General features: G+C 66.6%; 9 protein-coding genes. 8 read left to right on the forward strand and 1 reads right to left on the reverse strand.

Features of this window, described 5'->3' with window-relative positions; all coding sequences use genetic code 11:
- The first annotated feature begins 27 nt into the window (after positions 1-27).
- From CFE50_RS04810 to CFE50_RS04845, 8 genes are all read left to right on the forward strand, one after another.
- Positions 28-840 (forward strand): enoyl-CoA hydratase/isomerase family protein, encoded by an 813-nt coding sequence (locus CFE50_RS04810; RefSeq protein WP_241809513.1) that lies wholly within the window; start codon positions 28-30, stop codon positions 838-840.
- On the forward strand, positions 837-2,924 hold the full coding sequence (locus CFE50_RS04815) for an acetate--CoA ligase family protein (protein WP_286731687.1): 2,088 nt from the start codon (positions 837-839) through the stop codon (positions 2,922-2,924). The genes CFE50_RS04810 and CFE50_RS04815 overlap by 4 nt, the downstream gene beginning before the upstream one ends.
- Before the next feature lie 217 nt (positions 2,925-3,141).
- A complete protein-coding gene (locus tag CFE50_RS04820; RefSeq protein WP_286731691.1) occupies positions 3,142-3,969 on the forward strand; it encodes an ABC transporter ATP-binding protein in 828 nt (275 codons plus the stop codon).
- A gap of 26 nt (positions 3,970-3,995) precedes the next feature.
- Complete coding sequence (locus tag CFE50_RS04825) at positions 3,996-4,763, forward strand: ABC transporter permease (protein WP_241809509.1); 768 nt, start codon at positions 3,996-3,998, stop codon at positions 4,761-4,763.
- A 44-nt stretch (positions 4,764-4,807) separates the two neighbouring features.
- A complete protein-coding gene (locus CFE50_RS04830) occupies positions 4,808-5,806 on the forward strand; it encodes an ABC transporter substrate-binding protein (RefSeq protein WP_241809508.1) in 999 nt (332 codons plus the stop codon).
- Between the two features lie 64 nt (positions 5,807-5,870).
- The gene (locus tag CFE50_RS04835) at positions 5,871-7,121 is read left to right on the forward strand and encodes an OprD family porin (protein ID WP_286731694.1); all 1,251 of its coding nucleotides are present in this window, start codon (positions 5,871-5,873) and stop codon (positions 7,119-7,121) included.
- Positions 7,122-7,137: 16 nt separating this feature from the next.
- Positions 7,138-9,219 (forward strand): 3-hydroxyacyl-CoA dehydrogenase NAD-binding domain-containing protein, encoded by a 2,082-nt coding sequence (locus CFE50_RS04840; protein WP_286731696.1) that lies wholly within the window; start codon positions 7,138-7,140, stop codon positions 9,217-9,219.
- Between the two features lie 147 nt (positions 9,220-9,366).
- Complete coding sequence (locus CFE50_RS04845; protein WP_286731699.1) at positions 9,367-10,692, forward strand: M20/M25/M40 family metallo-hydrolase; 1,326 nt, start codon at positions 9,367-9,369, stop codon at positions 10,690-10,692.
- A 55-nt stretch (positions 10,693-10,747) separates the two neighbouring features.
- Here CFE50_RS04845 and CFE50_RS04850 read toward each other — a convergent pair whose 3' ends face one another.
- The gene (locus tag CFE50_RS04850; protein WP_241809499.1) at positions 10,748-11,872 is read right to left on the reverse strand and encodes an MFS transporter; all 1,125 of its coding nucleotides are present in this window, start codon (positions 11,870-11,872) and stop codon (positions 10,748-10,750) included.
- Positions 11,873-12,124 lie beyond the last annotated feature (252 nt).

Genomic DNA, 12,124 nt, shown 5'->3' on the forward strand with positions numbered 1-12,124 from the left:
ACCCAAGAATAAGAGAGAGAGGCCCCCATGACGACAACCCCCGAATCCTCGACCCACATCGAGCTGTCGGTGACGCAGGGCATCGCCACCCTGACGCTCAACCGTCCCGAGGCGCGCAACGCCATCAGCGACGATATGCGCACCCTGCTGATCGAGCACCTGGAGCGTATCGCCGCCGACAACGAGATCAAGGCGCTGATCCTGACCGGTACCGGCAAGGGCTTTTGCGCCGGTGGCGACATCAAAGGCATGCAGGCGCGCATGAGTGCGCCGGCCGGCGCGGTGGCCTTCAACGGCTGGAAGCGCCAGCAACGGGTTCACCACGCCGTGTCGCTGTTGCACAACCTGCCCAAGCCGACCCTCGCCGCGGTCAACGGTGCGGCGACCGGCCTGGGCTGCGACATGGCGTTGAGCTGCGACTTCATCATCGCCTCGGAGCAGGCATCCTTCGCCATGAGCTACATCGCCCGCGGCCTCATCCCCGATGGTGGCGGACTCTACTTCCTGCCACGGCGGGTCGGCCTGAGCCGGGCGAAGGAGCTGATCTTCAGCGGTCGCACCGTCTCGCCGAGCGAAGCCGAGCGCATCAGCATGATCGACCGGGTAGTACCCCATGACGATCTGCTCCCGGCGGCCCAGGACTGGGCGCTGCAATTGTCGGCCGGTTCGGCCACGGCGCTAGGCCTGAGCAAGTCGATCCTCAACAACACCTTCGAGCTGACCCAGGGCCAGATTTCGGCTATGGGCAGCCAGGCTCAGGGCATCTGCTACACCTCCAGCGAACACCAGGAGTCGGTCGCCGCCTTCCTGGCGCGCAAGAGCAAGGGTGGCCAACGATGAGCGCTCTCGACCGTCTGCTCAGTCCGGCCAGCGTCGCCGTCATCGGCGCCTCGGGCGATGCCCGCAAGACCTCTGGCCGGCCCATTGCTTTCCTACGCAAGCATGGTTTCCAGGGCCGGCTCTATCCGGTCAATCCGCGCTACGAGGACATCGATGGCCTGCGCTGCTATCCCTCCATCGCCGAACTGCCCGAGGTGCCGGACGTGGCGGTCATCCTGCTCGGCGCCGAACGTGCCAACCAGGCGGTGGCCGAACTGGCGGCCTTGGGCTGCGCCGCGGCCATCGTGCTGGCGGGCGGCTATGGCGAAACGGGGGAGAGCGGCATCCGCCGCCAGGCCGAGTTGCAGGCGGCGCGCGGCAGCATGCGGATCCTCGGTCCCAATACCATCGGCCTGGTCAATGTCAGCGAGCGCATCACCCTGTCCGCCAGCGGCGCCCTGGACATGGACGCCCTGCTGCCGGGCAAGGTAGCCCTGGTGTCCCAGAGCGGTGGCATCCTCGGCGCCTTGCTCTCCCGCGGCGTGGCGGCCGGCATCGGCTTTTCCAAACTGATCTCCACCAGCAACGAGGTGGATCTGGACGTCGCCGATTTCGTCGACCATCTGGCCGACGATCCGGCCACTGCAGTGATCGCCCTCTACCTTGAAGGCCTGCGCGACACTGCCAAATTCACCCGCGCCGTGGGTCGCGCCCGTGCTGCCGGTAAACCGGTGGTGGTGTTCAAGGTCGGTCGTTCGGAAGCCGGCGCCAGCGCCGCCGCCTCCCATACCGGCGCCCTGGCCGGCTCGGATGATCTCTATTCGGCCTATTTCCGCCAGCTCGGGGTGATCCGCGCCGAGACCTTCGCCGACCTGCTGGATATTCCCTTCGCGCTGGCCAGCGGCCGAGTCATGCAGGGCACCCGGGTGGCCATCCTCACCTCCACCGGAGGGGCTGGCACCCTGATCGCCGATAACCTCGGCGTCAACGGCTTCCAGACTCCACCGCCAGGCGCGGAGACGGCTGCCCGGTTGCGTGCCCTGGACGTCGGTGACCAGGCGGTGCTCGACCGCAACCCCATCGACCTGACCCTGGCAGGGCTGCAGCCCGAGGTCATGCGCGGCGCCATCAGCATCCTGCTGGACAGTCCCGATTACGATGCGGTGATCAGCGTAGTGGGCTCCTCCGGCGTGGCCCAGCCGCACCTGATGGCCGATGCCATCCGCGACAGCCTGGCCAGTTCGCAGAAGCCGGTGCTGGCCTATATCAGTCCCCATGCGCCGGCAGCGGCGCAGCGCATCAACGGCTCGGGTGGAGTGGCCTTCAGTGCGCCCGAGAGTTGCGCCGGCGCGCTCAAGGCGCTGGCCTTGCAAGGCAGCTTTGCAAGGCAGCAGCAGGGGCAGATTGGTGCAGCCCCGTCGGCCGAGCCGGTGGCTCTGGCGGACCTGCAACCCGGTCCGCTGGACGAGGCGCGCAGCAAGCAATTGTACGAGACCTTCGGCATTCCAGTGACCCGTGAGCGGGTAGTGGCGAACGCGCGCGACGCCGAGGTGGCCGCCCGCGAACTGGGCGGGGAGGTGGTGCTCAAGGTGCTTTCCGCCCGCATCCCGCACAAGAGCGAGGTGGGTGGCGTGGCCCTGCGTCAGCGACCCGCGGACATCGGCGGACGCCTGGAACGGATGCGCGACGAGGTGACCGCCCGGGTCGGCTTCAATCCTGAAGCTTTCTTGGTGCAGGAAATGGTCAGCGGCGGAGAGGAGCTGATCCTTGGCTTCATCCGCGATCCGCAACTGGGTCCGGCCGTGCTGCTGGGTATGGGCGGGGTGACCGCCGAGCTGTTCCAGGACACCACCCTGCGCCTGCTGCCGGTGACCCTGGATGACGCCCGGGCGATGCTGGCCGAGCTGCGCACCTATCCCTTGCTGGATGGCTTTCGCGGCCGTCCCAAGGCCGATGTCGAGGCCGCCGCGCGCTGCATTGTCGCCTTCTCCGACATGGCCCAGCGCCTGGGCGAGCGGCTGCAGGAAGCCGAGATCAATCCGCTGTTGGTCAGGCCGCAAGGACAGGGGGTGGTCGCCCTCGATGGCCTCACCGTTCTGAGCTGAGCAGACGCTGTTCCACAGGGTGGAACAGCGCCATTGCCGCCCCGACTCACCCTTGCATAATCCAAGAACGCTTCATTTCTGACTCATAACAATAAGTAGGTCACTATGAACAGCTTCCAGATCAACCTCCCATGGTGTGCATTCCTACCGTCAGGCGCCGTCGCGTCGTTCATGAGTCCTGAACCCGACGCCACGTCCTCGAACCGGGAGTAACGCCATGTCCGCCGTACTGAAGAACGCCACCCCTCGCGAGCCGATCGGCAGCATCGCCCCGGCGCCCACCGTGATTTCCTTTCGCAACGTCGCCAAGGCGTTTACCGTCAAGGGCGTGGCGAAACAGGCTTCCCACAGCATCAACGTCGACATCCAGCAGGGCCAGGTGGTGACCATCGTCGGTCCCTCCGGCTGCGGCAAGTCGACCATGCTCAACATGGTAGCCGGTCTGTTCGCTCCCACCGAAGGCCAGGTGCTCTACAGCGGCCAGCCGGTCAAGGGCATCAATGGCCGCACCGGCTACATGACCCAGAGCGATCACCTGCTGCCCTGGCGCGACGTGGCCGGCAACATCGCCGTGCCGCTGGAGATTCGCGGCGTGGGCAAAGCCGAGCGCCAGGCGCGCATCCGCGACCTGCTGGCCCTGGTCGGCCTGGAAGGCCACGAGAAGGCCTATCCCAGTCAACTCTCCGGTGGCATGCGCAAGCGCGCCGCCCTGGCCCGGCTGCTGGCCTACGATCCCGAGACCCTGCTGATGGACGAGCCCTTCGCGGCGCTCGACGCCCAGTTGCGCATGCGCATGCAGACCGAGTTGTTCAAGCTCAGTCGGCAGCTGAAGAAGACCGTGCTGTTCGTCACCCACGACCTCGACGAGGCGGTGGCCCTGGGCGATCGCTGCCTGATCTTCTCCGGCCGTCCCGGCACCATCGTGCGCGACGTGACCATCCCCCTGGGTGACGACCGAAACATCCTGCAGCTGCGCAAGGACCCGCGCTACCACCAGCTCTGCGGTGATCTGTGGGAATTCATCACCCCGAGCCAAGACGCCTGAGCGGCCCACCCCTGGAGATTACTGCTATGAACATCTTTCTCGGCCGCGTCGCCATCTTCGCCTTCATCCTGCTGTCCTGGCAGTTCGCCTCGGGACCGCTGGTGGATCCTTTCTTCGTCAGCTCGCCCAGCGAGATCGGCGGCCGTTTCGTCGAGCTGGTCTCCAGCGGGCGGCTGTTCGCCCACGGCTGGATCACCGTCGTCGAGACCCTGGCCGGCTTCTTCTTCGGCGCCTGCGCCGGCATCAGCGTCGGCCTGCTGCTGGGTCGCAACGAGACCCTGGCCAAGCTGCTCGACCCCATCCTCATCTCCATCTACAGCCTGCCCAAGGTGGCGCTGGCGCCGTTGTTCATCATGTGGTTCGGCATCGGCATCGAGATGAAGATCATCCTCACCGCCACCATCGTGTTCTTCCTGGTGTTCCTCAATACCTACAGCGGCGTGCGCGCCGTGGAGCGCGAGCAGCTGGAGATCCTGCGGCTGATGGGTGCCAAGGAGCATCACCTGATCGGCAAGGTGGTGCTGCCCTCGGCCATCCAGTGGGTGTTCACCGGTCTCAAGCTGTCGGTGCCTTATGCGCTGATCGGCGCCATCGTCGGCGAGATCATGGCGGCCAACCGCGGCCTGGGCTACCTGCTGCAGGACGCCGCCGGCCAGCTGGACACCGCCGGAGTGTTCGCCGCGTTGCTGGCGATCATCTTCCTGGCGCTGCTGCTACAGGCCGCGGTACGCAAACTGGAAACCGCGCTGATGCCCTGGAAAAAGGAACAGGACGCCCGCGAACTCTCGATCTGATCGCCCTGTATCCACTCATTACAACAAGAAGAGAGGTCTCAACCATGTTCCTGAAGCGTCTGTTTTCCGCCCTCGGCCTGAGCGCCGCGCTGCTGGCCGCGACCCCTGCCGTGCAGGCCGACGAAGCGGTCAAGGTGGCCATAGGTACCGAAGGCTTCGTGCACATGCCGCTGTTCGTGGCGCTGGATGCCGGGCTGTTCAAGAAGCACGGACTGGACGTCAGTCTGGTCAAGTTCAAGGGCGGCGGCGCCGCGGCCTCCGGCCTGGTCAGTCGCTCGGTGGAGTTCTGCTCCTGCGCCATCCAGAACGCCATCAACGCCAAGGTGAAGGGCGCCGACGTGACCCTGCTGGGGCGCATGGTCGGCCAGTACGCCAGCAACGTGGTGATCCGCCAAGAGGTGGCCGACCGCCTGGGGCTGAACGCCAATTCCACCGTGGAGGAGCGCCTGGCCGCCTTCAAGGGCCTGCGCCTGGCGGTCAGCGGCACCGGCGGCAGCGCCGACTTCCTGGTGCGCTTCCTCGGCCAGGAAGCCAAGCTGCAGTCGGAAAAGGACTTCACCCTGCTGTACCTGAACAACGGCGGCGCCATGCTGGCCGCCTTCGCCCAGGGCCGCATCGATGGCTTCGCGCTGTCGTCGCCGGCGTCGGACAGCGCGGTGATCGAGCAGAAGGGCTTTACCCTGCTGGACATGTCGGAGGGCCAGGTGAAAGCTCTGGACGGCTATCCCTCCATCGCCCTGAGTGCTCGCCGCGAGTGGTCGCAACAGCACCCGGACACGGTCAAGGCCTTCCTCGCTGCGCTGAGCGACGCCACCCAGCTGATCAACCAGCATCCGGATGAAGCGGCCAAGGCGGTACGCACCCGCTTCGAAGGGGTCAACGACGAGGTCTACGCCGCCGCCTGGAAGAACAACCGCAAGTCCTTCCCGGCGACCCCCTATCTCACCGACGAAGAAGTCCAGCGCGCCATCACCTTCCTGGGCCGTATTCAGGACAGCCAGATCCCTGGCACCGCCGCTGACTACCTGACCCAGGTGCGCTGAGCCGCGCTTCCTTCCATCGCCCTGGCACGCCACCGGTAGGGCCAGGGCCCGGTAGAGATCTCCTATGCACAGGTATCATGACAAGCCGATCCTGGCGGCAGGGTTGGGTGTTGCCCTGCTATCGCCCTTCAGCTATGCCGAAGGCTTCCTCGACGACAGCAAAGCCTCGCTGGAGCTGCGCAACTTCTACATGAATCGCGACTTTCGCGACGGCAGTGGCCAGTCAAAGCGGGAGGAGTGGGGGCAGGGCTTCATCCTCAAGTATGAGTCCGGCTTTACCCAGGGCCCCATCGGCTTTGGCCTGGATGCCCTGGGCCTGGTGGGGTTGAAGCTCGATTCGGGCCGCGGTCGGACCGGCACCGGTCTGTTGCCGGTCGACGACGAGGGCCGCGCACCCGACGAATACGCCAAGGCCGGGGCGACCCTCAAGGCGCGACTCTCCAAGAGCGAATTGCGCGTCGGCACCTTGCTGCCACGCTGGCCGACCCTGGTCACCAACAATGGCCGCCTGCTGCCCCAGACCTTCGAGGGCAGCCAGTTCGAATTCAAGGAAATCAAGGGCCTGACCCTGACTGGCGCCAATATCCAGCGCACGGTCTATCGCGACAGCTCCGGCGCCGATGGCCTTTCGCTGAACAACAAGAATCGCCGCTTCAGCGGTTCTCTGGAGGGGGGCGACTTCAACGTCGTCGGCGCACTCTATCGCTTCGGCACCACCACCGATGTGAGCGCCCAGTACGCCGTGCTGGAAGACGTCTATCGCCAGCGCTTTCTCGGCCTGACCGACCGGCGCAAAGGCGACTGGGGCACCTTCCTCACCGAGGTGCGGCTATTCGACAGCGACGACGAGGGCCGCGCCCGCGGAGGGCGGATCGACAACCGCGCCTTCAGCGCCTTGGGTACCTACAAGCGCGCCGGCCATTCCTTTGGCCTGGGCTATCAGAAGATGTCGGGCTCAACGGCCTTTCCCTACATCAATGGCACCGATCCCTATCTGGTCAACTTCGTCCAGGTGGGCGACTTCGCCGAGACCAATGAGCGCTCCTGGCAGGCGCGCTACGACTACGACCTGGGCCAGCTCGGCATTCCTGGCCTGAACTTCATGACGCGCTTCGTGCGTGGCAGCCAGGCAGAACTGCGCGGTGGCCAGTCAGGCGGGGAACGGGAACTGGATGTGGAGCTGCAATACGTGCTGCAGGGTGGCTCGCTAAAGGGCCTCAACCTACGTCTGCGCAGCGCCACCTACCGCTCCGACTTCTCACGCGACGCCAATGACGTCCGCGTCATCGCCAGCTATCCGCTGTCGCTGCTTTGACCTTTCGGGAGACCCTATGACGACCGTAACCCTCCACCGCAGCGACGCCCTGGGCGTCATCACCCTGGACAATCCCCCGGTCAATGCCCTATCTCGCGAGGTACGCGCGGGGCTCCTGGCTCGGCTGCAGGAGGCCCTGGCGGACAACGGGATCCAGGCCCTGGTGATCACCTGTGCCGGGCGGACCTTCATCGCCGGTGCCGACATTCGCGAATTCGACCTGCCGCTGCAGGAGCCCCATCTGCCCGAGGTACTGGCGGCAGTCGAGGCTTCGCCCAAACCAGTAATCGCCGCACTGCACGGCACGGTTCTCGGTGGTGGCCTGGAGCTGGCGTTGGCCTGTCATCACCGCATCGCGTTGACCGGTACCACCTTCGCCTTGCCGGAAGTCAGCCTGGGCCTGATACCGGGTGCGGGCGGCACCCAGCGGCTGCCGCGGCTGGTGGGCGCGCCGCTGGCACTGGATATGATCGTGGGCGGTACCCGCCTGGATGCCGGCGCAGCGCTCGCCGCCGGGCTGATCGATGGACTGGGGCAGGGTGAGCCCTTGGCGCTGGCTCAGGCCTTCTTGTTTGAGCATCCGGGGCTTGCAGTAAGGCCAACCGCCGAACGTCACCTGGCGCCTTTCGATCTTGAGGCGTTCGAGGCCCAGGCCCGTGCGCTGCTGCGCAAGCTACCTGGGCAGGAAGCACCGGTGCAGGCGTTGGAAGCCCTGCGGGGTGCCTGGCAGCTGTCCTTCAGCGAAGCGCTGCAGCGCGAGCGCGAGCTGTTCGTTGCGCTCCGTGAGTCCGCTCAGGCACGCGCCCTGCGCCATGTGTTCTTTGCCGAACGTGCCCTGGCCGGGCGCAATCGGGCCCTGGCCAAGGCAGCGCCACCCGTGGAATTACGGCAGGTGGCGGTCATCGGTGCGGGTCTGATGGGTAGCGGTATTGCCCTTTGCCTCGCCAATGCCGGTATACCGACCGTTCTGATCGATACCCAGCCTCAGGCGCTGGAGCGCGGACGGGCGACGATCGACAGCTATTTTTCCGGCGCCCTGGCCAAGGGGCGGCTCACGGCGGAGCAGGCCGGTGCCCGCGCCGCCCTGATCCGCTGTGAAGCGACCTTGGACGCGGTAGCAGATGCTGATCTGATCATCGAGGCGGTGTTCGAGGATCTGGCGGTCAAGCAGGAGGTCTTTCGCCAGCTCGATCGGCTGGCCAAGCCCGGTGCCATCCTGGCCACCAATACCTCCTATCTCGACATCGATGCCATCGCCGCGGTGACCGGGCGGCCCGAGGCGGTGATCGGCATGCACTTCTTCAGCCCGGCGCAAGTGATGAGGCTGCTGGAGGTGGTCCGCACCCGCACGGTCGCGCCGGCGGTGCTGGCGGCTGCCGTGCAACTGGGCGAGCGCCTGGGCAAGACCACGGTGGCGGTGGGCAACTGCCATGGCTTCGTCGGCAATCGCCTGCTGGCGGTGCGCGAGCGCGAGGCGACCCTGCTGGTGGAGGAGGGCGCTGCCCCGGAACAGGTCGACCGGGTACTGCGTGACTTCGGCTTTCCCATGGGCCCCTTCGAACTGCGTGACCTGGCGGGCATCGACATCGCCTGGCGCAATCGCCAGGGGCGGGGTGAATCCCTCAGCCCTGCCGAGCGGGCCTGTGACCTCATCGAGCAACTGCACGCCGCCGGCCGGCTCGGGCAGAAGTCCGGCGCCGGCTATTACCGGTATGAGCCAGGTCAACGCCAAGGGCAGGCGGATCCGGGGGTAGCGGAATTGCTCGCCGCCCACCGTCAACGCCGGGGCATCGCCCCACGCAGCCACAGTGATACGGAGATCCTCGAACGCTGCCTGTTCGTGATGATCAACGAGGCGGCCTGGCTGCTGGAGGAGGGCATCGTCGAGCAGGCAGTGGACATCGATCTGATCTGGCTGCACGGCTACGGCTTTCCGCGCTATCGCGGCGGCCTACTGTACTACGCCGATGACTGCGGGCTGGCGCGCATCGTCAGCACCCTGGAGGGCTGGTCGGCCGCCATGGCCGAGCGCGGCACCGAGATCTGCCCCAGGCTGCGGCGACTGGCGGACGAGGGGCGCAGATTGCTGGACGCCTGAGTCGCGCCGGCACCCTGAACGACGACACATATCCGAGAGCGCCCGGTTCTTTGACCTTTCCTTCGCAGGCACCTAGGGTCAGGTAGAGCGCATTCGTCTTACGATTTCGCTCGATCGGAATACCAATTCAGGCAATGGGAGTGTCAGATGTCTTTTGCTCGTTCGGCCTTGGCCAACCGCTTTTCCGCTCTAGTGCTCACCGCTGCGACCGCCACCCTCGCGCTGCCCCTGGCTGCCGCGCCGGGGGGCGAGGGTTCCCTGTCCGCCGTCCAGGGCGATGCCCGGGTCGCCAAGGCCCTGGAAGCGCTACGCGCCGACGATGGCCGCACCTTCACGGAACAGAAGCACATCGCCCAGATTCCCGCGCCGCCGTTCAAGGAAAAGGTGCGCGCCGAGTATTACCTCAAGCGCTTCCAGGAGCTGGGTCTCAAGGACGCCAGCATCGCCCCGGAAGGCTATGTGATCGCCACCCGCAAGGGCACTGGCCAGGGTCCGCAGCTGGTGGTGTCGGCGCACCTGGACACGGTGTTTCCCGAGGGCACCGACCTGACCCTCAAGGAAAAGGACGGCAAGACTTACGGCCCCGGGATCGGCGATGACGCCCGGGGCCTGGCGGCGCTGCTGTCGGTGATCGATGCCCTGAACAAGAGCGGCATCGAGACCGTGGGCGATCTGGTCTTCGTCGGCACCGTGGGCGAGGAAGAGCTGGGCAACCTGCGCGGGGTGAAGGCGCTGTTCAAGGATCGCCAGGGCATCGACGGCTTCATCTCGGTGGACGGCATCGACGTGCGCCGCATCGTCAATCGCGGTACCGGCAGCCACAGATACGAGATGACCTTCAAGGGACCGGGTGGCCACAGCTTCGCCGAATTCGGCCGACCCAGCGCCATCCACGCCATGGGTCGCGCCATCGCCAAGATCGCCGAGGTCCGTCCGCCCAAGGAGCCCAAGACCACCTTCACCGTGGGCACGGTGCAGGGCGGCACCTCGGTCAACGCCATCGCCGGCGAGGCGCGCCTGACCCTGGACATGAGATCCAACGAAGAGACCGCGCTGCTGGCCGAAGAGAAGGAGATCCTGGCCCTGGTGCAGGACGCGGTGAAGGAAGAGAACCAGCGCTGGGAGACCGACCAGATCTCGGTGGACATCAAGCTGATCGGCGATCGTCCGGCCGGGGGCACTCCGGAGGATTCGCCCATGGTGCAGACGGCGCAGCGCGCCATCGCGGCGGTCACCGGCGGCGCCAAGGTCACCCTCAGTGGCGGCAGCACCGACTCCAACACCGCCATGTCGCTGGGCATTCCGGCCATGACCATCAGCGGTGGCGGGGAGGGCGGCAGTGCCCACTCGCTGGCGGAATGGTACAAGCCGGTGGACGCCTACCAGGGCCCGCAGAACGTGCTGCTGACCAGCCTGACCCTGGTCGGCGTCAAGGGCGTCAGCGAGCCGGTGCTACAGGCCAAAGGCAAGTAGCCCACGGCCAGCCCTGGCACCCCTCCGCACGGAAGCGGTGCCAGGGCTGGCGGCCTCATTCGCTCGCCGGCTTCAATCTCAGGCAGGCCAGGGAGCTGGCCAGGATCGCCAGGCCGGACAGCGGATACAGCAGGGTCGAAGGCACCAGCGGAATGAGCACTCCGGCCAGCAGCGGGCCGACGCTGGCACCCACGTCGCGCCACATAGCGTTGGAGGCCAGCGCCGGCAGCCGGGCCTGACCGGGATGGCGTGTGGCGACCAGGGTCACCACCAGGGGGATCTGCAGGGCGCGCAGGATCAGCACCCCGCCCGCGCCGAGGATCAGCCAGTGAAAGCCGAAGGCGATCAGCGACAGGGCCGTCAGCGTCGAGCAGACCACCAGCATGGGCGCCGCGCCATAGCGATCCGCCGCTCGGCCGCCGAGCGGGCTGAGCAGCATGTCGGACAGATAGCGCAGCGCCATCAGCAGTCCGGCGACCAGCACCGCATTGCCTCCGAGTACCGCCTGGGAAAAGGCCGACAGGCCAAAGATGAACAGGCCGTCCAGGGTCACCCCTTCGATGAAGGACCAGGTGACGATGCGATCCGGCCAGCGCAGGCGGCGTCCGGGCGCCGGCAATTCGTGCCCGGCGCGGGGCAGGCCGAGGGCCAGCAGCAGGCCGATAAGGCAAAGCCCGCTGCTCAGCAGCAGCACCGCGCGCGGTCCGTACTGCAGGGTCAGCCAGGCGCCTACGGAGAGCGCCAGCATGGGGCCGATGGCGATCAGCGACCGGGAAGTACCGGTGCGCCGGGCGGCACCGGCCGGGTCGGCGGTAGCCAGCACCTGGGTGGACAGGTTGAAGGTGGCGAAGCTCAGGCCCCAGGCCAGACGCAGCCCCAGCAGGGCCCAGAAGCCGGAGAGATGGGCGTTGCCCAGGGCACAGAGGGCGGCCACTGCGGAGGCCACGACAAGACTGCGGCGATCGCCAAAGCGGGCATAGAGTTGCACCACATAGCCATAGCCGACGATGCGGATCACCCGGTTGGCGGCCAGCAGGATGCCGGCCTCGATCAGGCTGATGCCAAAGACCGGGGCGTACATGGGCAGGACGAGATAGAGCAGCACGTCGCTGGGCAGGCAGCAGGCCAGGACGATGGCCGCGCGCCGGGAGGCCTGGTCGACGGACCGGGAGGAGGTCATGCGCAAGAGATTCCTATGGACGAAGTGACGTCCAGCCCGTCGGTCGGCGGCTGGACAACGGATTGCAGTGACGGCCCGGCCCTACAGGCGCCAGGCAGAGGCCGTGGCTGCAATGGGACTGTCATTATCTCTTCTTTTGCAAGAGGTGTCCGCCAGGCGAAACGGCTGAACTAACCCTGGGCGCGCGCAATCCTTTTCAGTGCGTCTCGCGCTGCGCAGTGGCTGCCCGGCCCTGCCACGTCCCGTCATGAA

The sequence above is a fragment of the Pseudomonas sp. PGPPP4 genome, assembly GCF_002256045.1.
Classification (GTDB): Bacteria; Pseudomonadota; Gammaproteobacteria; order Pseudomonadales; family Pseudomonadaceae; genus Chryseomonas; species Chryseomonas oryzihabitans.